Annotated in this window: 27 protein-coding genes and 1 tRNA gene; 22 read left to right on the top strand and 6 right to left on the bottom strand. The window is 33.3% G+C overall.

All coding sequences use genetic code 11. The features are described from left to right. Positions 1–16: 16 nt before the first annotated feature. From murA to ACZ0AH_RS04785, 3 genes are all read right to left on the bottom strand, one after another. Positions 17–1,330: a UDP-N-acetylglucosamine 1-carboxyvinyltransferase gene (murA, locus tag ACZ0AH_RS04795; protein WP_463474708.1), complete on the bottom strand. Its 1,314-nt coding sequence runs from the start codon at positions 1,328–1,330 to the stop codon at positions 17–19. A gap of 213 nt (positions 1,331–1,543) precedes the next feature. Beyond that, a complete protein-coding gene (locus tag ACZ0AH_RS04790) occupies positions 1,544–2,266 on the bottom strand; it encodes a DUF4290 domain-containing protein (protein ID WP_463474707.1) in 723 nt (240 codons plus the stop codon). Positions 2,267–2,269: 3 nt separating this feature from the next. Further along, positions 2,270–2,566 (bottom strand): DUF493 family protein, encoded by a 297-nt coding sequence (locus tag ACZ0AH_RS04785; RefSeq protein ID WP_463474706.1) that lies wholly within the window; start codon positions 2,564–2,566, stop codon positions 2,270–2,272. A gap of 311 nt (positions 2,567–2,877) precedes the next feature. Here ACZ0AH_RS04785 and ACZ0AH_RS04780 point away from each other — a divergent pair, with 311 nt between their 5' ends. The 8 genes from ACZ0AH_RS04780 (at position 2,878) to ACZ0AH_RS04745 (ending at position 9,039) form a co-directional block, all read left to right on the top strand. Continuing rightward, positions 2,878–3,153 (top strand): hypothetical protein, encoded by a 276-nt coding sequence (locus ACZ0AH_RS04780; RefSeq protein ID WP_463474705.1) that lies wholly within the window; start codon positions 2,878–2,880, stop codon positions 3,151–3,153. After that, a complete protein-coding gene (locus ACZ0AH_RS04775) occupies positions 3,096–3,794 on the top strand; it encodes an alpha/beta hydrolase (RefSeq protein WP_463474704.1) in 699 nt (232 codons plus the stop codon). The genes ACZ0AH_RS04780 and ACZ0AH_RS04775 overlap by 58 nt, the downstream gene beginning before the upstream one ends. 164 nt (positions 3,795–3,958) lie before the next feature. Beyond that, complete coding sequence (locus tag ACZ0AH_RS04770; protein WP_463474703.1) at positions 3,959–4,192, top strand: hypothetical protein; 234 nt, start codon at positions 3,959–3,961, stop codon at positions 4,190–4,192. Between the two features lie 262 nt (positions 4,193–4,454). Continuing rightward, positions 4,455–4,988 carry an AAA family ATPase gene (locus ACZ0AH_RS04765; RefSeq protein ID WP_463474702.1) on the top strand — a complete coding sequence of 178 codons (534 nt, stop codon included), beginning with the start codon at positions 4,455–4,457 and terminating at the stop codon, positions 4,986–4,988. Positions 4,989–5,053: 65 nt separating this feature from the next. Further along, entirely contained in the window at positions 5,054–6,949 is a 1,896-nt protein-coding gene (locus ACZ0AH_RS04760) for a RecQ family ATP-dependent DNA helicase (protein ID WP_463474701.1), read from the top strand. After that, positions 6,949–7,896 carry a methionyl-tRNA formyltransferase gene (gene fmt, locus ACZ0AH_RS04755; protein ID WP_463474700.1) on the top strand — a complete coding sequence of 316 codons (948 nt, stop codon included), beginning with the start codon at positions 6,949–6,951 and terminating at the stop codon, positions 7,894–7,896. The genes ACZ0AH_RS04760 and fmt overlap by 1 nt, the downstream gene beginning before the upstream one ends. A 180-nt stretch (positions 7,897–8,076) precedes the next feature. Next, entirely contained in the window at positions 8,077–8,349 is a 273-nt protein-coding gene (locus ACZ0AH_RS04750) for an HU family DNA-binding protein (protein WP_017498096.1), read from the top strand. 129 nt (positions 8,350–8,478) lie between these two features. Further along, complete coding sequence (locus tag ACZ0AH_RS04745; protein WP_463474699.1) at positions 8,479–9,039, top strand: YqgE/AlgH family protein; 561 nt, start codon at positions 8,479–8,481, stop codon at positions 9,037–9,039. Here ACZ0AH_RS04745 and ACZ0AH_RS04740 read toward each other — a convergent pair. Next, complete coding sequence (locus ACZ0AH_RS04740) at positions 9,036–9,875, bottom strand: aminotransferase class IV (protein WP_463474698.1); 840 nt, start codon at positions 9,873–9,875, stop codon at positions 9,036–9,038. The two genes, ACZ0AH_RS04745 and ACZ0AH_RS04740, sit on opposite strands and share 4 nt — an antisense overlap. A 55-nt stretch (positions 9,876–9,930) precedes the next feature. After that, a complete protein-coding gene (locus ACZ0AH_RS04735) occupies positions 9,931–10,323 on the bottom strand; it encodes an START-like domain-containing protein (RefSeq protein ID WP_035682083.1) in 393 nt (130 codons plus the stop codon). A gap of 153 nt (positions 10,324–10,476) precedes the next feature. On the opposite strand from ACZ0AH_RS04735, the gene ACZ0AH_RS04730 reads away from it, so the two are divergent. Both ACZ0AH_RS04730 and ACZ0AH_RS04725 read left to right on the top strand, forming a co-directional pair. Further along, positions 10,477–10,550: transfer RNA gene (locus ACZ0AH_RS04730), tRNA-Met, on the top strand. A 66-nt stretch (positions 10,551–10,616) separates the two neighbouring features. Next, positions 10,617–11,837, top strand: a complete 1,221-nt coding sequence (locus tag ACZ0AH_RS04725) for a tyrosine-type recombinase/integrase (protein WP_463474697.1) — start codon at positions 10,617–10,619, stop codon at positions 11,835–11,837. A 46-nt stretch (positions 11,838–11,883) separates the two neighbouring features. Here ACZ0AH_RS04725 and ACZ0AH_RS04720 read toward each other — a convergent pair whose 3' ends face one another. Then, the gene (locus tag ACZ0AH_RS04720; RefSeq protein ID WP_463474696.1) at positions 11,884–12,255 is read right to left on the bottom strand and encodes a hypothetical protein; all 372 of its coding nucleotides are present in this window, start codon (positions 12,253–12,255) and stop codon (positions 11,884–11,886) included. A gap of 251 nt (positions 12,256–12,506) precedes the next feature. Between ACZ0AH_RS04720 and ACZ0AH_RS04715 the strand changes: the two genes are divergently transcribed. The 12 genes from ACZ0AH_RS04715 to ACZ0AH_RS04660 all read left to right on the top strand — a co-directional run bounded on the left by ACZ0AH_RS04715 (position 12,507) and on the right by ACZ0AH_RS04660 (position 22,308). Beyond that, positions 12,507–13,928 carry a hypothetical protein gene (locus ACZ0AH_RS04715; protein ID WP_463474695.1) on the top strand — a complete coding sequence of 474 codons (1,422 nt, stop codon included), beginning with the start codon at positions 12,507–12,509 and terminating at the stop codon, positions 13,926–13,928. Between the two features lie 2 nt (positions 13,929–13,930). Next, positions 13,931–14,401 (top strand): hypothetical protein, encoded by a 471-nt coding sequence (locus ACZ0AH_RS04710; protein WP_463474694.1) that lies wholly within the window; start codon positions 13,931–13,933, stop codon positions 14,399–14,401. Between the two features lie 102 nt (positions 14,402–14,503). Then, on the top strand, positions 14,504–14,941 hold the full coding sequence (locus tag ACZ0AH_RS04705) for an avidin/streptavidin family protein (RefSeq protein ID WP_463474693.1): 438 nt from the start codon (positions 14,504–14,506) through the stop codon (positions 14,939–14,941). Continuing rightward, positions 14,934–15,101, top strand: coding sequence for a GIY-YIG nuclease family protein (locus tag ACZ0AH_RS04700; RefSeq protein ID WP_463478086.1), 168 nt, complete (start codon positions 14,934–14,936; stop codon positions 15,099–15,101). Before ACZ0AH_RS04705 ends, ACZ0AH_RS04700 begins: the two co-directional genes overlap by 8 nt. A 112-nt stretch (positions 15,102–15,213) precedes the next feature. Beyond that, a complete protein-coding gene (locus ACZ0AH_RS04695; RefSeq protein ID WP_463474692.1) occupies positions 15,214–15,468 on the top strand; it encodes a GIY-YIG nuclease family protein in 255 nt (84 codons plus the stop codon). 482 nt (positions 15,469–15,950) lie between these two features. Then, the gene (locus ACZ0AH_RS04690) at positions 15,951–16,244 is read left to right on the top strand and encodes a TIGR03643 family protein (protein WP_463474691.1); all 294 of its coding nucleotides are present in this window, start codon (positions 15,951–15,953) and stop codon (positions 16,242–16,244) included. 120 nt (positions 16,245–16,364) lie between these two features. Then, positions 16,365–17,876 carry a sensor histidine kinase gene (locus ACZ0AH_RS04685; RefSeq protein ID WP_463474690.1) on the top strand — a complete coding sequence of 504 codons (1,512 nt, stop codon included), beginning with the start codon at positions 16,365–16,367 and terminating at the stop codon, positions 17,874–17,876. A 146-nt stretch (positions 17,877–18,022) separates the two neighbouring features. Next, positions 18,023–18,283 carry a hypothetical protein gene (locus ACZ0AH_RS04680; protein ID WP_463474689.1) on the top strand — a complete coding sequence of 87 codons (261 nt, stop codon included), beginning with the start codon at positions 18,023–18,025 and terminating at the stop codon, positions 18,281–18,283. Positions 18,284–18,480: 197 nt separating this feature from the next. Then, complete coding sequence (locus ACZ0AH_RS04675) at positions 18,481–18,891, top strand: helix-turn-helix domain-containing protein (RefSeq protein ID WP_463474688.1); 411 nt, start codon at positions 18,481–18,483, stop codon at positions 18,889–18,891. A gap of 143 nt (positions 18,892–19,034) precedes the next feature. Beyond that, the gene (locus ACZ0AH_RS04670) at positions 19,035–20,255 is read left to right on the top strand and encodes a DUF763 domain-containing protein (protein WP_463474687.1); all 1,221 of its coding nucleotides are present in this window, start codon (positions 19,035–19,037) and stop codon (positions 20,253–20,255) included. Between the two features lie 199 nt (positions 20,256–20,454). Then, on the top strand, positions 20,455–21,681 hold the full coding sequence (locus ACZ0AH_RS04665) for an NAD(P)/FAD-dependent oxidoreductase (protein ID WP_463474686.1): 1,227 nt from the start codon (positions 20,455–20,457) through the stop codon (positions 21,679–21,681). 267 nt (positions 21,682–21,948) lie between these two features. Further along, positions 21,949–22,308 carry a nuclear transport factor 2 family protein gene (locus ACZ0AH_RS04660; protein ID WP_463474685.1) on the top strand — a complete coding sequence of 120 codons (360 nt, stop codon included), beginning with the start codon at positions 21,949–21,951 and terminating at the stop codon, positions 22,306–22,308. Positions 22,309–22,388: the final 80 nt, after the last annotated feature.

The following is a 22,388-nucleotide window of genomic DNA, read 5'->3' as shown; positions in this document are numbered from 1 at the left end:
GGCTAACTTTATTTTTTTACGCTCTCACGATTTTTGCTCCAATAGCTCTTAAACGCTCATCGATACGCTCGTATCCACGGTCGATTTGTTCAATATTTTGGATTGTACTTGTTCCTTTTGCTGAAAGCGCAGCAATCAATAATGAAATTCCCGCACGAATATCAGGAGATGACATTGTTGTTGCTTTTAATTGAGATTCGAAATTATGTCCCATAACCACAGCTCTGTGCGGATCACATAACATAATTTTTGCTCCCATATCGATTAATTTATCTACGAAAAACAAACGGCTTTCGAACATTTTCTGGTGAATTAAAACATCGCCTTTTGCTTGTGTTGCCACAACCAAAACGATACTCAATAAGTCAGGCGTAAATCCTGGCCAAGGCGCATCAGCAATGGTTAAAATAGAACCATCGATATCTGTTTTTACTTCGTACCCGTTTGTGTGAGCAGGAATATAAATATCATCACCACGTTTTTCGATCGTAATACCCAATTTTCTAAAAGTATTTGGAATTAAACCTAAGTTTTCCCAACTTACATTTTTGATCGTGATTTCGCTTTTGGTCATAGCCGCAAGACCAATCCAGGAACCAATTTCAATCATATCAGGCAAGATTCTATGCTCACAACCACCAAGGCTTTCAACACCTTCGATAGTTAATAAGTTAGATCCAACTCCGGTAATTTTAGCTCCCATAGAGTTCAGCATTTTGCACAATTGTTGTAAATAAGGCTCGCAGGCAGCGTTGTAAACTGTAGTTTGTCCTTTTGCCAAAACTGCAGCCATAACGATATTTGCAGTTCCGGTTACAGATGCTTCATCAAGCAGCATATCTGTTCCTTGTAATCCTTCTGCAGGAGATTCTACACCGTAAAAGTGATCTTCTCTATTGTATCTGAATTTTGCTCCAAGGTTGATAAAACCTTCAAAGTGTGTATCTAATCTACGACGGCCAATTTTATCTCCTCCCGGTTTTGGAATATATCCTTTTCCGAAACGTGCCAAAAGCGGTCCAACAATCATAATAGAACCACGAAGCGCTCCACCTTCTTTTTTGAAAGCTTCGGTTTCTAAATATCCAACATTAACTTCATCAGCCTGAAACGTAATCGAACCCGGTTCATTGCGTTGAATTTTAACTCCTAAATTACCCAACAAAGTGATTAATTTATTGATGTCAATAATATCGGGAATATTATTAATTTTTACTTTATCCCCCGTTAGAAGCACGGCACATAAAATTTGTAATGCCTCATTTTTTGCTCCTTGCGGAGTGATTTCTCCTTTTAAAGGAATTCCTCCTTCGATTTTAAAAATTCCCATAGATTTTTTTTAAGGTTCTTCTTTTAAAGTTGCTAAGGTTCTGAGTTTCTAAGATTCTGAGTTTTAAAAAACTTAGAGACGTAGTCACTTAGTATCTTAGTACCTTTTTTTATTTCTGATTGTTTTTTATTTAGGTTCTGAGTTAATGAGATTCTAAGTTATTGAACTAAAAAAACTTAGTCCCTTAGCATCTTAGAAACTTAGTGCCTTTTTTTACTTCTGATTATTATTTTTCTGAAAAGGCTTTGGCTTTCCCGGACCTTTAATGTTTTTATTGCTTTGGATTTTTGGTTGTCCCGGTGGCGTGATTTTGTTTGACATGCGTTTGTTGGTACGCAATAAATCAGTTGTATTTAAAAGTTCTTCTGTACTTTGTAATAAATTGATTTTCCCATCAGACAATTCAAATAAATGTTCAAAAATCACATCGTCTTTTACTGTGTCTTTGTTCCAGCTCAAATATGATTTTTTCATGTGATTGGCAATCACCAAAACCAATGCATTTTTCATTTCACCATCTTCCCATCTATTGGCAACATCAATCATATATTTGATATTGTTACCGTAAAATCTATATTTCGGGAAGTTTTGAGGATATTGTAAAACATCTGGTTTTAACTGCAATACATCTCTCGAAGGAATTGGATATGGCGATTCTACATCTAATTTAAAATCAGACATGATAAAAAGCTGATCCCATAATTTATGCTGAAAATCCGGAACATCACGCAAATGCGGATTAAGACTTCCCATTACCTGGATAATGTATTTCGCAGCTTTATTACGCGTTTCGGCATCTTCAATAATCGTTGCCTGATCGATCAGTTTTTGCAAATGACGACCATATTCGGGAATAAGTAAACGCTGTCTTTCAGAATTATATTCTAAATTAAAAACAACGTCATTTGCGACTTCTTTTTTATATTTTTCGATCATAATTTATAATGAAACTATACCTTCTATGGTAGAAACTTCTTTGTATTTGCTAATCACTTCGTCAGCGCTATGCATGGTAACATCTATAGAAACACTGGTAAATTTACCGGTTTTAGATTTTGTTGTCTTGATAACCGCACCCATATTGTCAAACGTTTTTTCAACTCGTTCAACATTATCGCCTACTGAAGGCATTATAAATTTATACAAGTACTCTGCAGGCCAGGTATTTGAATTATCTAACTCAACCTTTAATCTTTCGTAAAATTCGGCGGTTTCTTTTTCTTTATCGTTTTCCATTCGTAATTAAAAATAAACGCAAATATACGGTTTTGAGTTTAGATTTTGGATTTTAGATTTTAGATTTTTTAGGATGTTTTTTTGCCACAAATTTCACAAATTTTCACAAATTAAAACTTCTTTAAAAAAAATGGAAATTTCGTATGGTTTAGATTGAGTTATAAATTAAAAAAATCGCGTTAATTAGTGAAATTCGTGGCTAACTTTTATATTTGATAAACTTTACTAAGAAATTCTCTCGCATAATTAAAAGAGCCAAACTTAAAAAACTTTGGAACTCTGCGACTTTGCGAGATTAAAAACACAATTCAATGAAAAAAATTATCTTTTTACTTTTTACAATTCTCACTTTTCACAATTTTCAGGCTCAGGAAATAAAAACAATGACTTATTTTCAAAATGATACCATCAAACTGGATCTGGATTTGTATTTACCTCAGAAGAAAACGAATGAAAAAATTCCGCTAGTTATTTTCGCTTTTGGCGGAGGATTTTCTGGGGAGAACGTACAAGCGAAAAAGATTTCGGAATGTTTATGGCGAAAAACGGTTATGCGGTTGCCAGTATTTCGTACAGTTTATATATGAAAGGAAAAGATTTTGGTTGTAAAGGAACGCTGACCGAGAAAATAAAAGCAATTCAAATTGGCGTGAGCGATATGTGGCAGGCGACTTCTTTCTTGATTGAAAATGCCAATAAATACAATCTTGATTCCTCGAAAATATTTATCTCAGGAATTAGTGCTGGTGCCGAAATTGGTTTTCAGGCTTCGTTTTGGGATTATAAACTGATGAATTTATATAAAAACAATCTACCGGAAAACTTTAAATACAAAGGTTTTATTGGAGGCTCGGGAGCAATTCAGGATATTAATCTGATTACCAAAGAAAATGCAATCCCGATGTTATTGGCACACGGAAATAGTGATGAAACGGTTCCGTATAATGCGGGTTCTCATCGCTCTTGCCCAACAAATGCTTCGGGCTGGCTGATTCTTTTTGGATCTTATGCCGTTTATAATCATATGAATGAATTACATAAGGACATTGAATTGATTACTTTTTGCGGTGGCGGACATGAATTTTCAGGCTATCTTTTTCATCAGGGACAACAATATGTTTTGGATTTCGTGAATGATGTTTTGAAAGGAAAGAAATTTGAATCGCATTTGATTATTCCTTCGGGAAAGAAAAGTACTAGTTCTGGAAAATATTTGTTTTGTGAGTGATATTAAATTACAACCAAAAAGCTCCAGCGGAGTAAAATATTTATAGCCAATTTTTACGTTTCATACTTAAAAGCTCCAGCGGAGCGGTATATTGATTTTTAATATGTCACCCCGATGGGGTTTTGCCAAACTACCTTGTAATTTTCTATAAATATGATGTCCCGATGGGACTAATACTTGCTATAAACTGGACTGAAGTCCAGCCCTACAATATTTGTCGAGCCGATGGCTCTTTGTCGTTTAGTTCCAGAGGAACGATGGATTTTGTAGAGCTGGATTTTAATCCCGCACAATATTTGTCGAGGCCTACGACTCTTTTTTGTTTCAGTTCCGGAGGAACGAATTATTTTGTAGCAACGGATTTTAATCCGTTGAAATCATGTTGTCGAATTATATAAATCTAAAAAAAGGTCATTTATACCTACAAGGTTTTGGAAACCTTGCAGGAAACACAATATTTGAAATGTTTCCAAAAATAAAACCATGCTTGCTCATTAGCCCTGATTGAGGTGATATCCTTTTATGGCGGGGTTCGACATAAAAGATATAGCTGAAAGCAGGAACATTTATCTCCTAAAATTGCGAAATCATTCGCTCAAAGCAAAATATTCTTTTTAAATACCAATAAGTTTAGGTAAATTTGCGCTTTATTTTTAGAAAGTGCAAAAACAAATCATAGTTCTCATTGGTGGCCCGGGAACGGGAAAATCTACTCTTATTAACGAATTAGTCGCTCGTGGCTATTGCTGTTATCCTGAAATTTCAAGACAAGTTACGCTCGAAGCACAACAACGTGGTATCGACCAGTTGTTCCTGGAACAGCCTTTATTGTTTAGCGAAATGTTATTGGAAGGCCGCATTAAGCAATTCGAAAATGCACTGGAAGAACCTGACAATGTAGTTTTTATAGACCGCGGAATCCCGGATGTAGTTGCTTATATGGATTATATTGGCGATCAATATCCTTCACACTTTATAAAAGCTTGTGAAGATTTTAAATATACGAAAACTTTTATTTTGCCGCCTTGGGAAGAAATTTACGAGAGCGATACAGAGCGCTACGAAAATTTTGAACAGGCACAAACGATTCAGAAATATCTTGTTGACACCTATAAAAAATATGGCTACGACTTAATTGAAGTGCCTAAAGATACGGTTGAGAACAGAATTCTTTATATCTTAGATAAAATTTAGGCATATGTTTAAAGTTGCAAAACTAGAAACTGATTTCTAAATTTTTTAACTTTAAAACATAACCAATGCCAGAAGCGCAGGAAATTCTTTTAAAATACTGGAAACACGACAGTTTCAGACCACTTCAAAAAGAAATTATTGATTCGGTTTTGGACGGTCAGGATACTTTTGCCCTGCTTCCAACCGGTGGCGGAAAATCGATTTGTTTTCAGGTTCCGGCCATGATGCAGGAAGGTATTTGTTTAGTAGTTTCGCCTTTAATTGCCTTGATGAAAGATCAGGTAGCAAATTTGCAAAAGCGGGAAATTAAAGCAATTGCACTTACCGGCGGCATTCATACCGAAGAAATTATTGATCTTCTGGACAATTGCCAATACGGAAATTATAAGTTTTTATATCTTTCGCCTGAGCGTTTGCAATCAGATTGGATTTTGGAACGCATTAAAAATCTGCCTATAAATTTAATTGCTATTGATGAAGCGCATTGTGTTTCGCAATGGGGACACGACTTTCGTCCGGCTTATTTGAAGATTTCAGAACTTAAAAAGTTTTTTCCTAAGATTCCGTTTTTGGCTTTGACTGCAACAGCAACTCCCAGAGTTATTGAAGATATTAAAACCGAATTGGGATTAAAAGATCCAAAACTTTTTCAGCAATCTTTTGAAAGAAAAAATATTGCATACATGGTTTTCGAAGTCGAAGACAAATTGTATCGCACAGAACAAATCTTAAAGAAAAATCCACAGCCTTCTATTATATATGTGCGAAACCGGAAATCGTGTTTGAATATGTCAACGCAATTGCAATCTTTAGGTTTTAAAGCGACTTATTATCACGGCGGACTTTCGGCAAAAGAAAAAGACAAAAACATGCAATTGTGGATGTCAGAACAAGCACAGGTCATTGTAGCCACAAATGCGTTTGGAATGGGAATTGACAAAGACAACGTAAAAACGGTTATTCACACACAATTGCCCGAAAATATCGAAAATTATTATCAGGAATCAGGAAGAGCAGGACGAAATGGCGAAAAAGCATTTTCGGTTGTTTTGACAAATTCATCGGATAGTAATCAATCAGAACAACAGTTTTTGAGCATTCTGCCGGATAAACAGTTTCTGAATTTAATGTATGTAAAACTTTGCAATTATTTTCAGATCGCTTACGGCGAAGGTTTAGATGATTCGTTTTCGTTTAAACTAAATCATTTTTGTCAGAAGTACGACTTCCCAACTCTTAAAACCTATAATGCTTTGCAGTTTTTGAATCAGCAGGGAATTATTACTATGTCTCAGGAATTTTCTGAAAAGATTACGATGCAGTTTTTGATCGAATCAAAAGAAGTAATCCGATATATGAGTTTGAATTCAAATGACGAAGAAATCATTCTCGCAATTCTGAGGACGTATCCCGGAATTTACGAAATGAAAACACCGTTTAATATTTCGCTAATTGCAAAAAAATCAAATCATACAGAAGCGCAGGTTTCGGCAGTATTAGAAAAACTGAAAGAGAAAGAAATCATCGATTATAAATCAAGGAATAACGACGCAACTATATTATTTAATGAAGTTCGCGAAGATAATCTTACCATAAACAGAGTTGCAAAATATCTGGAAAGACAAAATCAACTTAAAAAAGACCAGCTTTTATCTGTTCTATATTATATAAAGGACAGAAAAACATGCAAAAACCGATTGATTTTGGATTATTTTGGAGAAGAAACAACAAAAAATTGTGGCGTTTGTTCATATTGCATTACACAAAAGGGCAAAATTACAGAAGCCGACTCCATTGCAGATAAAATTCTTCACGTATTAAAAACCGCAGCTTTAAATTCGCGAGAAATTCAGACGAAAGTAAAACTGGACGCCAACGATGTACTTTTGGCACTTCAGGAATTACTCGAAAACAATTATATTACCATCCAATCGAATAATAAATACACTTTAAAATTATAATGGAAAAATTGAGAATTATATTTATGGGAACTCCGGAATTTGCCGTTGGTATTCTGGACACCATTATTAAAAACAATTATGATGTTGTTGGCGTTATTACAGCTGCGGATAAACCGGCGGGACGCGGACAAAAAATAAAATATTCGGCAGTAAAAGAATATGCACTGGCGAACAACCTTACTTTATTACAGCCTACAAATTTAAAAGACGAAAGTTTTTTAGCCGAATTGAAAGCTTTAAATGCTAATTTACAAATCGTGGTTGCTTTTAGAATGCTGCCAAATGTAGTTTGGGAAATGCCTAGTTTAGGGACTTTTAATCTTCATGCTTCTTTATTGCCAAATTATCGCGGTGCGGCACCTATCAACTGGGCAATTATTAATGGTGAAACCAAAACGGGCGTTACTACATTTTTTATTGATGATAAAATTGATACCGGTGCGATGATTTTAAATTCGGAAATTGAAATTCAACCAACAGAAAATGCCGGAGAATTGCATGACCGATTAATGGATTTAGGAAGTTTAACCGTTATTGATACTTTGAAAGTAATTGAAAACGGAAATGTAACAACAACAATTCAGAAAGATGATGCCGAAATTAAAACGGCTTACAAACTCAACAAGGAAAATTGTAAGATCGACTGGACAAAATCCGGAGATGAAATCAATAATTTAATACGCGGTTTGAGTCCTTATCCTGCTTCGTGGTGCTTTTTGAAGGATAAAAATGAAGAGTTAAGCATCAAAATATATGAGGCAAAACTGGTTTTAGAATCACATAATTTTGAGATTGGAAGTCTGATTAGCAGCAAAAAAGAAATCAAAATATCGATTAAAGACGGTTTTGTTCAACTTTTGAGTTTGCAATTACCGGGAAAAAAACGAATGCAAGTGGCAGAATTATTAAATGGGATCACTTTTACCAACGAGGCAAAAGTCTATTAAGGTCAGTAAAACAGGGGTTTTTACTTGTTTTTGACAGAAAAATGACTTGCTTTATGAACAAAAAAACTAAGTTATTAACAATTTTTGCTAAATTTAAAGAAAACACTTGCAAGGAACGGATTTCCTACTAAATTTGTGTATTAACAATTTTTTTTAACCAACAATTAATAACTAATTATTATGAACAAATCAGAATTAATCGATGCTATCGCTGCTGATGCAGGAATCACAAAAGCTGCGGCAAAATTAGCTTTAGAATCATTTTTAGGAAACGTAGGGGCTACTTTGAAAAAAGGTGGAAGAGTTTCATTAGTAGGTTTTGGATCATGGTCAGTATCTGCTAGAGCTGCTAGAGACGGTAGAAACCCTCAAACAGGAAAAACTATCCAGATTGCTGCAAAAAATGTAGTAAAATTCAAAGCTGGAGCTGAATTAGAAGGTGCAGTGAACTAAGTAAGAAAAGTTCTCTAAACTTATAATATAATCAAAACCCTCCTCATGGAGGGTTTTTTTGTGCGGTTTAACGATTTTATTTGGGTTTTTAAAAATTTTATGATTAAATTTAATAAAAATTGTAGCCGTATGATTTCAGAAAAATTAAAAAAAGGACACCTGCTTATTGCCGAACCTTCGATAATTGGAGATTTATCATTTAATAGATCGGTAATTTTATTAGCAGACCATAACAAAGAAGGATCAATAGGTTTTATCATTAATAAGCCATTAAAATACACTATTAATGATTTAATTCCTGAAATTGATGCCACTTTCAAGATATATAACGGAGGCCCTGTAGAACAAGACAACCTTTATTTTATTCACAATATCCCGGAATTAATCCCAAATAGTGTTGAGATTTCTAACGGAATTTATTGGGGAGGTGATTTTGAATCGACCAAAGACTTAATTAACGACGGATCTATTAGTAAAAATAATATTCGTTTTTTCTTAGGATATACCGGTTGGGATGAAAATCAGCTTGAAAGTGAGATGCAAGGAAACTCCTGGATCATTGCCGATAATAATTACAAAAACAAAATTATCGGAAAGTCGACCACGCATTTTTGGAAAGAGCAGATTATTGAGCTTGGTGGCGATTATCTTATTTGGTCAAATGCACCTGAAAATCCATATCTGAATTAATTTTCAGATATAGATTCATTTAGTTTCTGCACTAATAAATGAGCCAGATTACTTGTAAACTCTTTTTTTCGATATTTAGTTATCGGCTGTATTCCCATGATTACATTCGTCAGAAATAATTCGTCGGCTTTTTGAAGATCAAACGGCGAAATTATTTCTTCAGACACTTCTATGCCTTCAACTTTTTTAGCTAAAGCCAAAATTTGCCTGCGCATAACTCCGTTTAAACAACCTTCAGAAATTGGCGGGGTAATTAGTTTTTTACCCACAACCATAAATAAATTGCCCTGCAAAGCTTCGACAACATTTTTTGTATCGTTTACCAAAAGACAATTTGCCAAACCATTTTCATGGGCAAAAATACTTCCGGTAACGTTAATCATTTTATTAGTCGTTTTAATAGACGATAATAATTGTTTTGTAACATAAAAGTCTTTATACAAATCAACTTCATATTCATTCAAATTTAAAGCGTAAGAAGTATTTTCAAGAGGCGTTGCATGAATTAAATACGAAACTTCATTGGTTTTTGGCAAATATAAACCTCCATCGTTTCTAAAAACTGTAATTCTGGCTCGTGCCGATGCTGAAATTTCGTTTTGCTGAACTAAACTTAAAACTTGTTCTTCCAGGAATTCCATTGTAAAATTCATCGGAATTTCCATTCTGACAACACGCATTGAAGCCATTAATCTGAAGTAATGATCTTCGAGAAACAAGATTTTATTGTTGACGATTTTTAGTGTTTCAAAAACACCATCTCCATACAAAAAAGCACGATTTTGAGTTAATATATTATCGTCTTGTGCTACTATGTTTCCGTTAAAATTGATCATAAAAAAACCCTGATTTTTTGTTCAGGGCAAATATAAGGTATAAAATAGACTTTTACTAAACAGAACCTATAAGATGTTTCAGGTCTGAGATCTGATTCTCCCACAATTGTTTAGCTTCTCCTACTTCTTCTTTTTCAGCGAAATCGACTACCATTAACGACACATCTTTAGTCAATTCATCAACTAAAATATGCAGTTCAAAAAAGTATTCAGTGTCCTTACTGCTTTCATCAACCCATTTGAATTTTACTTTTTCCCCGGATTTTTTAGAAGCCAAACGCGCTTTTTCCTGCGAGTCATTCCAGATGAAAGTAAAGAATTCACCTCTTGAATTTACATTGTCTGCAAACCATTCTGACAAACCTGAAGGTGTTGATATATATTGATACAATAATTGCGGCGAAGAATTGATCGGAAACTCGATTTCGTAACGTATTTTTGGATCCATGAGCTACATTTAATTTTTTCGAAATATAAGAATATATGTCCAAAAACAATGCATTTTTAAAAATATTTTTTTTTCTTCATTTTATGCTTGTAAGCTCTAATATTATTTTTATATTTGCACCCGCAATGAGGAACACGGTTCACTTGCAATCTTGGCGAGGTAGCTCAGTTGGTTAGAGCGCAGGATTCATAACCCTGAGGTCACGGGTTCAACTCCCGTCCTCGCTACAAAAAGTTAAGTTTTTTAAAAACAATAAGTTAAACGGTTTTAGAGTGATTTAAAACCGTTTTTTTATGTCTAAAATTCACGACTTACTATCCAAAGAACACAAAAACGAACACGTTTTAAGTTATAAAAAGAAATATTCAATACCACGCATTTATGATGCAAGAGGCGATTTATCAAAACGCTGGTATGTTTATTTTTCCTTTCGAAATCCATTAACAGAAAAATTAGAGCGCCAAACTCATGTCTACGCAGGCGTAAATCAGTTCAAAACTCTTAGAGAACGTAAGGAAGCTATAAAAATCCTTCGTGAAGCTGTTGAAACAATTCTGGCAAATGGTTACAATCCTTTTGAAGACTCAGAACCAGTAGATAAATTAAAAAACTACAACATTCCTGATGCAGTAATTTTTGCACTTGAATTAAATAAAAGCACATTAAACGAAAACAGCTATAAAGATTTTAGAGTAAGAATAAAGTCATTTGAAAAGTGGCTGTTAGCAAATGGTTTTGAAAACAGATACATTACAACTGTAAACAAGAAAACTGTAACAACGTATTTGAACACCATTCTAACAAATACAAGTGCAAGAAATAGAAACAATAGCCGTGCAAATCTATCAATGTTTTTCGCAACTCTTGAAGACAATGAAATTATCCCTGATAATTTCATAAAAAAAATTAATGTTTTAAAATCTACACCTGAAAGAAATAAGACCTTCAGCACCGAACAAGAAAAAGACATATTAGAATACCTATTAAAGAACGACACTATTTTACTTTTATTCATTCAATTTATATCATTAAACCATCTGCGACCAATAGAAGTTGTGAGATTAAAAATAAAAGATATTAATATTAAGGATAGACTTATATATGTTAGAGCAAAAAACCAACCTGTCAAAACTAAGATAATTCCTGAAATTCTATTGAAGGAACTTCCTGACCTAGAAAAATTTGAAAAAGAAAGTTTCTTATTTACACCAAAAGGAATAGGGTTCGATTGGACAACTAACGAAACAGATAAAAGAGGTTATTTTGGAGATCGATTTAAAAAAGTAAAAGATAGTTTAAAACTTAGTAAAGATTACGGACTTTATAGTTTCAGACATACTTTTATAACCAAACTATACAAAGAATTAGTAAAAGACAGTACCCCACACGAGGCAAAAAGCAAATTAATGCTTATTACCGGTCATGCTACAATGAGCGCTTTAGAAAAATATTTACGTGACATTGATGCTGTTTTACCTGAGGATTATTCAAAATATTTCAAAACAATTATATAAAAGCAAAACTCCCGACAAATATCTTCAGACAGTTTTCTGTTAAATATTATTTTTTTACAGCAGGTACTTTCTTGCTATTAATATTAGTGTATTGAATTAAGGATGCGCTATCATTACCACTATTATTCCAAACACATTCATCTGAGCCCCAAAAAAACCTATGAATTGAGTTTTTACTAGTTGTCACCTTTCTATATTTACCTTTCCCAGTGCATAATAATACCCACTCATCTTTTTCGACTTCAATATTTGGAAAGAAAAAAACATGACGAAACTCATTTGAAACATTTTCGTTTAGATCAAAGGTTCGATCAACTACGGCATATCCCTCTAAACTAGTTTTGGCAGTAACTTTAAGCCACACAAGCTCTTTGTTTGGGTTTTCAGAATTATCGACACTATGTAAATTGAGACTCATATAAATTTATTTACAAATTCCTTTTTGTTATAAGCAAATATCTTATTATCGACATAAACAACAATAGGTGTTTTTACGTGTTTTTAATAACTTCTAAAATAAATGTAGATTTTTTTTAATTAGATCCGCAGCTGCAGTTTGTCCAAGAATCAAAATAAATCTACATTATTTAACTTAAAACTTACTTTTTTATAAAATTACTATTTGTTTGTAAGTAATAATTTATACTTTAGCGTAAGAAAATCACTTAGATGAGAAAATTTAACAAAATATTAAAAGGTCTTGTAGTTATAAGCTTTATCCTTTTAATGAGTAGTTGTGCTACGGAAGAAATCACTAAAGAAAATGTTAGTCAGTCTTCAACTGAAGCTAAAATTTGGTTTGATGCCAATAAAAGTAATTATAATACAAACGTTTTCGAATATGTAAAAGAACTCCAATGGCAAGATGCCATTATTTCCAATGGAGAGATTGGGGAAGTAATAGAAGTACCCTTCACTCTTTTAGCGAACCTAAGCGCAACTAATAAAGAAACCGACCTATATAATGACCATCATCGCTTAATGTTTGTGAAAGATGAAAATAAGGGTTTCAAACTTTTCAATGTTCAAATTTTCACTACAGATAAAAAAAATACTGTAATTGATAAAGATTTCAACTACTACAGCATTAAGGATAATTTTGATGGCAAGATTCTTGTACAGGAGTTAGCAACAGACATAGGAAGCAAACTCGAGTTTAAGAATGGGAAAAAAATGCAACGTTCAATAACTTCAAGATATGATGAAGAAGTTTGTGTTTATTATGGCTATTGGTATGAAGATGGACATTTTGAAGCACTGTACGAAGTTGGTTGTTATGGTGGCGGATCAAACGTACCACCTTCACCTGGAAGTGGAACACCGGGTCCGGGTTATGGCGGTGGTGGCGGTGGTAGTACAACTACACCATCGGAAACCAGTTGTCCAGACGGTTATGTTAAAAAACTGAATCAATGTATTTTAGATAAAAAAATATTCGATCAGCTAACAGGAAAAGCCAAATGTATTTATGAAAGATTAATGGCTTCTACTTTATTTAGTACTGCTATAAAAAAGTTTGACGGTGATTTTGCTGTAAGTCATCTTAAATTGACTGTTAATAATAATTTGGACGCAAATGTTTTTGCTATTACAGTCGCTCCTGTAAATTATATAACGGAAATTCAATTTGACAATACTAAATTAGCACTTTTATCAGATTTAGGAAATGCAGTCGTATTTGCTCATGAAGTTATTCACGCAGAGATTTTTAGAAAAATGTTGTCAGCTGCACAAAATGGAAGTTTAGATCCCGCTACAATGACTACTCAACAACAAGTTGCCTATGTGAATTCTTTAAAAAATAATTATCCGGGCTTGATGGATTATTATTACAACAGAAATCACCCTAATTGGAATCATGATATGATAGCAAGTCATTATCGAGGAACTATTGCGGATGTTATACAACAATTTGATAATAATCGCCTCCCTCGCTCGACATATGAATCTGTAACGTGGCTTGGTTTAGGGAAATTAGGAGGTGCCTTAACCACTGTTGCGTGGGATAATTTGTCTCCTGCTGAACAGACAGCAATTACTGATTTAATAAATGAGAACTTATATAAAGGACCATCAACCTGTAGTAACTAATTATGAAAACAAATATAACTATACTATTTTTTCTGCTAGTAAATTTTATAAGCGGACAGACAAAAGAAAGTGATTATTATACTTTCTCTAAAGGAGGAGACAAACACTTAAAACCTTTAAAATACGTACTATTTAACCTAAAAGAGGATACGAAAACTCAAAAGGACGGGAAAATATATTTCAAAATAAAGTCTGAAAGATTTGTTTTTGATAAAGACAAAAATAAATCGGAAACTTCTGCTGTGAGCCTTTTAAAGAAGATTAAATTAGATGACAGTGCTAAACTCAGAGAAAATGAAGTTTTGTATTACCAAAAAGAAATTAAAAAAACTGATGCTTATAAGAAGTCCGGATTTGTGACTCCTTTTCCAGTAACTTCAATTCATCCGTATTTTAAAGTTTACCTTATAGAAAAAATTGGCAATGACAAATTCATTAAATATCAAGTAGATTGGGAATATTCGGATTTATAAAAAATTCTGCTCAATTGAAAAAAAATCACGAACTTTACTATTAATATCCTGAATTTCAACGGGTTTATCAAAACTAACTAATACTAACTAATACTAATTACTATGGCACAATTGGACGGAACTTGGTACAATCAATTAACATCACGTATGACTTTAAAGGTCAACGGAGCGAAAATCACTGGAACATATATTACTAAAGTAGGTGATGCAGAAGGGGAATATGATTTAGTAGGACAAATAGACACTGATAATGATAAAAGCCATGCTATTGGATGGGTTGTTGTCTGGACTAATAAAATTCACGGAAATTCAGATGCAGTTACTACGTGGAGTGGACAGGTTCAAATAATTAATGGCGAACCAACTATAGTTACAACTTGGCTATTGACTACTGAAACAGATACAAAAAATAACTGGCGCTCAACTCAAATTGGTCAAGATGTTTTTACTCAAAATGCTCCGAAACCGGATGATATAACAAAAAATCAAAAAATAGGTCTTGCTCCGTCCTCACCAGTTATAAAGAAAAAGAATCATTAGAAATCATCTTGGGACAAAAGGATTTACATTAAAATTTAGGCCTTGGACTGTAATTCATGTGGAATTTTTCGCTTCTAAATCGGAAGCACTCAAAAGAGAAAAATATCTAAAGACAGGATCAGGAAGAGAATTTATTCAAAATCTGATTTATAACTTATAGCTGGCAGGATTTGTATCCGCCACGGCGGACACGGGTTCAACTCCCGTCCTTGCTACAAAAACAAAAAACACCACTGAAAAGTTGGTGTTTTTTTTATTTACAAAATTCATATATGGAAGAATTTGTTGTCTATATTCTTTATTCTGAAAGATTTAATAAAAATTATACTGGATTTACCTCTAATTTAATTGAAAGGTTCAAATCTCATAATCATCTTGGGACAAAAGGATTTACATTAAAATTTAGACCTTGGACTGTAATTCATGTGGAATTTTTCGCTTCTAAATCGGAAGCACTCAAAAGAGAAAAATATCTAAAAACAGGATCAGTAAGAGAATTTATTCAAAATCTGATTTATAACTTATAGCTCGCAGGATTTATATCCGCCGCCGCGGACACGGGTTCAACTCCCGTCCTCGCTACAAAAAACAACCCTTAAACATCAAATGTTTAAGGGTTTTTTATTGGGATTTTGTTCTCAAAACTACATATTACTCGAGAATTCTTTTTATTAATCATAAAAGATTCGCAATTACAATTTTATTCATTTTAGAAATTTATTGGTAATCTTCTTCTGAATGCGTCAAATTAAGATTTAAACATTTTTATAAGATCATAATTACTAATTATAAATACTCAATTATTGTTTTTTTGGCAAATTCAAAATTTTCGATTCTAATATTGTTAAAGATACGGTATTGTTTAATTATTTTTTAAAAAAGTTAAACAAAATAAATTCTAATTAATTAACTTAGCTATGCACGACTGCTTCTACTTTTATAAAAAGTGAGTTTAAAAATTTTTGTGCAGACTGAATATATATTATATTTAAACGACGAAAATTGAAATATGAAAGCAAATAGTTCCAATTTTTCACTTGAAGAACTCGACCGTATTATTGAAATGGCCTGGGAGGACCGTACTACGTTTGAAGCTATAAAGTTTCAGTTTAATTTATCTGAATCCGAAGTTCGATCACTGATGAAAAAAGAATTAAAATTTAGCAGCTATAAATTATGGCGGAAGCGGGTAGAACATTGCAGCACTAAACACAATGCAAAACGCATACACGGAATAGAGCGCTTCAAATCAAATTTACAACGCCTGATTTCCAACAACAAAATATCAAAACGAAAAGGATAAAAGTTAGAAAAAAAATATAAAAAATCACGATTTGAATTTTGAAACATCTTTCCGAATTAATATAAGCAAATAATTTAAAAAATCAAATAGCTTCACCAACAAAAACTAAATCAAAACGCTATGTACCGAAATATTGGGCTCTTAAACGATATAGTGGACAATACACCTTTGCCAATCGCAGTATACTCTGGTAGTAATCTCAAAATAGAACTCGCAAATGACTCCATGATTAAAACCTGGGGCAAAGGTAACGATGTCATAGGAAAAAATTATCTGGAGGTTTTGCCCGAAATCAAAAAACAGGAATTCTTTGATCAGGCTATCAATGTACTGAATACTGGCGTCCCTTATCATGGAAAGAATAAAAAAGTAGATTTGGTTATTGAAGGCGTTATGACCACCTATTATTTCAATTATAGCTTTATTCCACTCAAAGATGCTGATGGCAACGTTTATGGAGTAATGAATACAGGTACAGATGTAACAGAGTTGTACATGGCGCAACAGCAGATAAAAAGTTCAGAAGAAAGACTTAAAATGGCGATCGACACTTCTGAACTTGGTACTTATGAAATAGACCTCGCCACAAAACAGATAAAAACTTCCGGAAATTTCAATACCATCTGGTCTATAGACAAGGAAGTTTCTAACGACGAACTTATCGCAAAATTACATCCTGATGATCTTGCCATACGAGAGAAAGCACATGAGGAGGCACTGATAACAGGAAAAATATCTTATGAAACACGTATCGTAAATAATGATCAATCCACTAAGTGGGCAAAAATTAAGGGCAAAATTATCAAAGACGAAAATGGAGTTCCAACTACTATAATCGGAATCATTCAGGATATTAATGAGCAGCGAAAATTTGAAGACGAACTAAAAAGACAAGTGGCCAGCAACACCGAAGAACTAAAAAGATCCAATGATGATCTTTTGCATTTTGCCAATATAGTGAGCCATGACCTGAGAGAGCCTGTTCGAAAAATTAAAATTTTCAATACTTTTTTAAGAAATGAAAAAGACACTGCATTTAACGACAATTGTATAAAGTACCTTAATAAAATAGATCAGTCTACACAAAGAATGCAGAATATCATAGAGGGAATTCTTTCCTACTCTACGCTGGGTAAAAGCAGACAGCCTGTTGAAACGATAGATCTAAATGAAATTATTGAGAATATAAAAATAGATTTGGAACTCATCATCAAAGAAAAAGGTGCCATATTTGTTGGCTGCGATTTGCCGCAAATAGAGGGAGCCCCAATTCTTATCACACAACTTTTCTATAATCTAATACAAAATGCCCTTAAATTTTCTAAAGCTGATGAGCCTCCAAGAGTAATTATAACAGCTTCTTTTACAACTATTAATGAAATGGAAGCTGTGCAAATTAAAATCAAAGATAACGGAATTGGAATGGATGCCGCTTTTGCCGAAAGGATATTTACTGCCTTTGAAAGACTGCATTCTAAAGATGAATATGAAGGAAATGGTCTTGGACTTGCCCTTTGCAGAAAAATTGCCAAGCGCCATAACGGAACTATTACAGCCATAGGGGAAAAAGACAACGGGGCAGAATTTATAGTGACCCTGCCTTTAAAGCAGTCTTCTATACTAAATGATTAAGTAACAATATAAAAAAATTACTTTTTAATTACCAAAATCTTACTATAAAATGTGACCTCGCAATTCTCTATCCTAGTTTTGGTTTATATTTAAAATTTTCAAGATATTTACGATAACTTTGCCCAGCAAATTAAGTAATAAACAACATGGATATAGTCAAATTTAAAATCACATCAAAAACTATAAAAGTAGAAGTACGTAATTCTAATAATTATGTTTTTAATTTTAATACGGCTTTAGATATAGCGAAAGAAGACAAGGATGTTTTATTAAAATTGTACAATGCATTAGATATTCTTTTTAAAAAAGAAACCCCAAGCGAAGTCAAAAACTACATTTCGCCAAACCAAACCAATATCCTCGATCAGATTTCTGCCGTTGATGGTTTAGAAGAAGAAAAACTTTAAGGTTTAACTTGCTTCACTTTCATCCTTAATAATTCTTTTCATAACTCATTCTTTCAATCACAACATTGTCCAAAAAATCGTACTTTTGTTTAAACACGCAATAAACACAAGATCTTGTTATTAAACGTATCTTACTGCTATAGCAACGTGTTTTACCAAACCAGAAAATTTTAAAGAATTTTGAATATCTTTGAACTATGAGCACACTATCAAAACCAAGTCATATAGGGCGAAAAATTAGCCGTATTCGTGAACTGAAAGACATGAAGCAAGAAGCTTTGGCACAAGCTTTAGGAACATCTCAACAAACGGTATCTGCAATAGAGAACAGCGAAACTATTGATGACGAAAAGCTTTTAGAAGTAGCAAAAGCACTTGGAGTTAGTGTTGAAGCTATAAAAAACTTTACTGAAGAAAATATGGTTAATTATTTCAATACTTTTAATGACAGTACTCTAAATGGTCCTGTAAATTCAAATTATTGTACTTTCAATCCATTAGATAAACTTGTGGAATCTTTTGAAGAAAACAAAAAACTTTACGAACGTTTGCTGCAAGCTGAAAAAGATAAAATAGAATATTTAGAAAAATTACTACACGGGAAATAATTTCTGTAAACCGATATAAAATCAGATTTCTGTTTTAATGGTTTAAAAAAGAAAAATAAAAGTTACAATCTGGAACAACTTTTCGATCGCACCAGCATTTAAGCGTATTTTATTTATTTTTGTATAACTATAAATTCCACTAAATGAAACGTTCAGGCACAGCAGATTTACCTTTACATTACGGACATGTTCCGTTATGGCTTGCTGACCGAATGTCTAAACTTGGTTTTGCAATTGTCGAAACAATTGCCTTAGAATTTTCAACTTCCGAAGTAATAAGCAAATTAAGCAATCCTTTCTGGTTTCAAAGTTTTGGTGCCGTAATGGGAATGGACTGGCATTCTTCCGGAATTACAACTTCGGTACTTGGCGCATTAAAAAAGTCCGTAAACCCGCATTCGAAAGAACTCGGAATTTATATCTGCGGAGGAAAAGGCAAACATTCGATGTTAACGCCACAAGAACTTTTATTTGTGGGCGAAAAAACCGGTCTTGACGGCAACAATCTTGCAAACTGCAGCAGACTTACCGCAAAAGTAGATAATACAGCTATTCAGGACGGTTTTCAATTGTACCAGCATAATTTTATTGTTGATAATAAAGGACAATGGGCCGTTATTCAGCAGGGAATGAACCCTAACTCTAAAACCGCCAGAAGATATCATTGGCATTCGCAGGATTTAAAGTCTTTTATAAATGAGCCTCACACTTTTATTTACGGCGAAAATCAAGGAACAATTTTAAATCTTACTGCTCAGACAGCCGAAAAATCCAGAGAAGGTATTTTAGAATTATCGAAAGAATCGCCAACAAAAATCATGAAGGAAATGCAATATCTTTCTATGCCTGCACATCACGATGTGAGAATGGAAGATGTTAATATGAAAAGACTCGGCGCAATGTTATGGACAACGCACGAAAATAAACCGGAAGATTTTGAAGAACTTTTACTTTTAAAAGGAATGGGACCAAGAGCGCTGCAATCTTTAGCCTTAGTTAGTGAAATCATTTACGGCACTCCTACCCGATTTGAAGATCCTGCGCGTTTTTCTTTCGCTCATGGCGGAAAAGACGGGCATCCGTTTCCTGTTCCCGTAAAAATTTATGACGAAACAATTGATACTTTGCAAAGAGCCATAAATCGGGCTAAAATTGGAAATACGGACAAAATTCAGGCCATTCAAAAATTATCTGAAATCTCAAGAAAAGCCGAAGAAAGTTTTACACCCAATTCTAACTTTGATGCCTTGATTCAAAAAGAACGCGACGAATCATATAAATATGGCGGAAGAACTATTTTTGGAGAGGCAAAACCTCCAAAAAACAAACCTTCAAATCCAAATAATCAACTGGAATTATTTTAAGCTAATTTAAACTCTCGACAATTCAGATTTTGTTTTTTTCTATTTTATTAATCTATTGATTTAAAACTAATAAAAAATAATTTTCAGTTTGAAAAATTTGAAATGAATTTTAAATAATAAATTCCCAAAACAAAAAAGAAGGAATTTACTTATAAATATGGATTATTTCCCTTAATTTGCGACAAATATTTTAAAGGAAATGAAAAAACAATTATTGATTATTGGCGGTGGATTTGCGGGTTTTTGGAGTGCTTTGAGTGCTATTCGTCAAAGTCGTGAATTAAAAAAAGAAAATGAGCTTGAAGTAACTTTGGTCAATATGGATCAATATTTAACGATTCGTCCAAGATTATATGAGGTTTCTTTGGAAGGATTAAGAGTTGAACTGAATAAATATTTCAATCAGCTGAATATTAAACTTATTATCGGTAAAGCAGAAATTATCGATCCTGAACAAAACATCGTAACAGTTGCTACCGAAAGCGGTTCAAGAATTTTAAATTACGATTATTTGATTTTATCTTCAGGAAGTGTTTTAAAGGCTATAAACATTCCGGGCATTGAAAATACTTTTAATGTAGACACTTTTAACGGAGCCCAAAAACTGGAAAATCACTTAACACAACTAGCGCATAAAAATTTTGAAGGCGAAGGCGCTAAAACTTTTGTAGTTGCCGGAAGCGGATTAACTGGTCTTGAAGTAGTTACCGTTATCAAAGAAAAAGCAAATAAAATACTAGCTGATCTTAACAAAAAAGCCATTGAATTTAATGTTGTATTGATCGAAAAGTCACACAAAGTTGGCAATTATTATGCTCCTGATGCGCAGGATTACGTTATAGAAACATTGAGAGCCAAAGATATAACAATCGCAAGCGGAGTATATATGGCTGCAGTCAAAAACAATGGAGCGACATTAAGTGATGGACGTTTTATAGCTTCACAAACAGTTATCTCGACAATTGGATTAGTAGCAAGTTCACTTTGCAATTTTTTTAAAGGAGAAAAAGATAAATTGGGACGCCTGCATGTAAATCAATATCTGCAATTAAAAGAATATGACAATGTAATTGCCGCTGGTGATGTTGCCAATATTCCTACTGACGATGAAGGAAATAGCTCACTTATGGCTTGTCAGTTCTCTATGTTTCTTGGCAAATTTGCGGGTCATAATGCTGTTAACAGTTTATTCTCAGAAACTTTAAAAGCATATAGTTATAAAGATTATGTGACGTGCGTAGATTTAGGTCAGCAAGATGGGATGTTAACTTCGGGCTGGGATCGTAAACTGGTAGCCAGCGGAATTGAAGGAAAAAATATAAAAATGGAGGTTACGACCCAATTAATCTATCCGGCAGAAGATATTCAAACTGCTCTGGAAGATTCTTATCCGGAAGTTCCAAATGTGGTACAAAATGCTCTTTAATTTTAAATTCTATTTTATAAAATTTCATAAACAATCAGAACATAAAATGATTAATAAACGCAAAATTGATTTCAGGAAAATCTTTTAATGCAAAATAGACTTTTATGAAGTGGTTTTCTTCTGGAACAAACCCTTAAACATCATCGTTTAAGGGTTTGTTTTTTTTTAAACATTCTTTTGAAATGCTTATTTGAAATTTATTTCATAAACTCAAAATGCTTAAATTGCAAGGTGAATTATAGTAGCAAAACGAAAATCTAAAGAAAAATGGCAAATCAATTCGAAGATACAATCAAAAAAGCCTATTCTGCTTTTAACGAAAGAAATATTGACCATGCATTATCGACAATGCAAGAAGATGTGCAATGGTCAAAAGCCTGGGAAGGCGGTTACATTAGCGGACACAACGAAATTAAAGAATACTGGACCAGACAATGGACGGAAATAAACCCTAAAGTTGAACCTGTTGGTTTTGATAAAAGAGAAAATGGAAGCCTGGAAGTCAAGGTACATCAAAATGTAAAAGATTTGCAAGGCGGTTTAATGTTTGACGGATTAGTAAAACATATTTACACTTTTCAGGACGGATTGATTAAAACAATGGATATTGAACTGGTAGAAAATTAATAAACCCTGTTTTAATAATTCAATTGTAACTTTCTAAATTTCTAATATGCTTCAATTTATAGAATCAGTATTTTAGAAAT

The sequence above is a fragment of the Flavobacterium sp. AC105 genome, assembly GCF_979258495.1.
This window is presented reverse-complemented; position numbering and strand designations above follow the sequence as displayed.

Excerpts from the sequence above, each read along its gene's own strand:
- murA (WP_463474708.1), bottom strand. The coding sequence starts at position 1,330 with ATGGGAATTTTTAAAATCGAAGGAGGAATTCCTTTAAAAGGAGAAATC.
- ACZ0AH_RS04690 (WP_463474691.1), top strand. The coding sequence starts at position 15,951 with ATGAAAGCAAATAGTTCCAATTTTTCACTTGAAGAACTCGACCGTATT.
- ACZ0AH_RS04745 (WP_463474699.1), top strand. The coding sequence starts at position 8,479 with ATGATTTCAGAAAAATTAAAAAAAGGACACCTGCTTATTGCCGAACCT.
- ACZ0AH_RS04750 (WP_017498096.1), top strand. The coding sequence starts at position 8,077 with ATGAACAAATCAGAATTAATCGATGCTATCGCTGCTGATGCAGGAATC.
- ACZ0AH_RS04710 (WP_463474694.1), top strand. The coding sequence starts at position 13,931 with ATGAAAACAAATATAACTATACTATTTTTTCTGCTAGTAAATTTTATA.
- ACZ0AH_RS04770 (WP_463474703.1), top strand. The coding sequence starts at position 3,959 with ATGGGACTAATACTTGCTATAAACTGGACTGAAGTCCAGCCCTACAAT.
- ACZ0AH_RS04760 (WP_463474701.1), top strand. The coding sequence starts at position 5,054 with ATGCCAGAAGCGCAGGAAATTCTTTTAAAATACTGGAAACACGACAGT.
- ACZ0AH_RS04660 (WP_463474685.1), top strand. The coding sequence starts at position 21,949 with ATGGCAAATCAATTCGAAGATACAATCAAAAAAGCCTATTCTGCTTTT.
- ACZ0AH_RS04790 (WP_463474707.1), bottom strand. The coding sequence starts at position 2,266 with ATGATCGAAAAATATAAAAAAGAAGTCGCAAATGACGTTGTTTTTAAT.
- fmt (WP_463474700.1), top strand. The coding sequence starts at position 6,949 with ATGGAAAAATTGAGAATTATATTTATGGGAACTCCGGAATTTGCCGTT.
- ACZ0AH_RS04675 (WP_463474688.1), top strand. The coding sequence starts at position 18,481 with ATGAGCACACTATCAAAACCAAGTCATATAGGGCGAAAAATTAGCCGT.
- ACZ0AH_RS04670 (WP_463474687.1), top strand. The coding sequence starts at position 19,035 with ATGAAACGTTCAGGCACAGCAGATTTACCTTTACATTACGGACATGTT.
- ACZ0AH_RS04735 (WP_035682083.1), bottom strand. The coding sequence starts at position 10,323 with ATGGATCCAAAAATACGTTACGAAATCGAGTTTCCGATCAATTCTTCG.
- ACZ0AH_RS04725 (WP_463474697.1), top strand. The coding sequence starts at position 10,617 with ATGTCTAAAATTCACGACTTACTATCCAAAGAACACAAAAACGAACAC.
- ACZ0AH_RS04780 (WP_463474705.1), top strand. The coding sequence starts at position 2,878 with ATGAAAAAAATTATCTTTTTACTTTTTACAATTCTCACTTTTCACAAT.
- ACZ0AH_RS04715 (WP_463474695.1), top strand. The coding sequence starts at position 12,507 with ATGAGAAAATTTAACAAAATATTAAAAGGTCTTGTAGTTATAAGCTTT.
- ACZ0AH_RS04740 (WP_463474698.1), bottom strand. The coding sequence starts at position 9,875 with ATGATCAATTTTAACGGAAACATAGTAGCACAAGACGATAATATATTA.
- ACZ0AH_RS04775 (WP_463474704.1), top strand. The coding sequence starts at position 3,096 with ATGTTTATGGCGAAAAACGGTTATGCGGTTGCCAGTATTTCGTACAGT.
- ACZ0AH_RS04665 (WP_463474686.1), top strand. The coding sequence starts at position 20,455 with ATGAAAAAACAATTATTGATTATTGGCGGTGGATTTGCGGGTTTTTGG.
- ACZ0AH_RS04680 (WP_463474689.1), top strand. The coding sequence starts at position 18,023 with ATGGATATAGTCAAATTTAAAATCACATCAAAAACTATAAAAGTAGAA.
- ACZ0AH_RS04785 (WP_463474706.1), bottom strand. The coding sequence starts at position 2,566 with ATGGAAAACGATAAAGAAAAAGAAACCGCCGAATTTTACGAAAGATTA.
- ACZ0AH_RS04720 (WP_463474696.1), bottom strand. The coding sequence starts at position 12,255 with ATGAGTCTCAATTTACATAGTGTCGATAATTCTGAAAACCCAAACAAA.
- ACZ0AH_RS04705 (WP_463474693.1), top strand. The coding sequence starts at position 14,504 with ATGGCACAATTGGACGGAACTTGGTACAATCAATTAACATCACGTATG.
- ACZ0AH_RS04685 (WP_463474690.1), top strand. The coding sequence starts at position 16,365 with ATGTACCGAAATATTGGGCTCTTAAACGATATAGTGGACAATACACCT.
- ACZ0AH_RS04695 (WP_463474692.1), top strand. The coding sequence starts at position 15,214 with ATGGAAGAATTTGTTGTCTATATTCTTTATTCTGAAAGATTTAATAAA.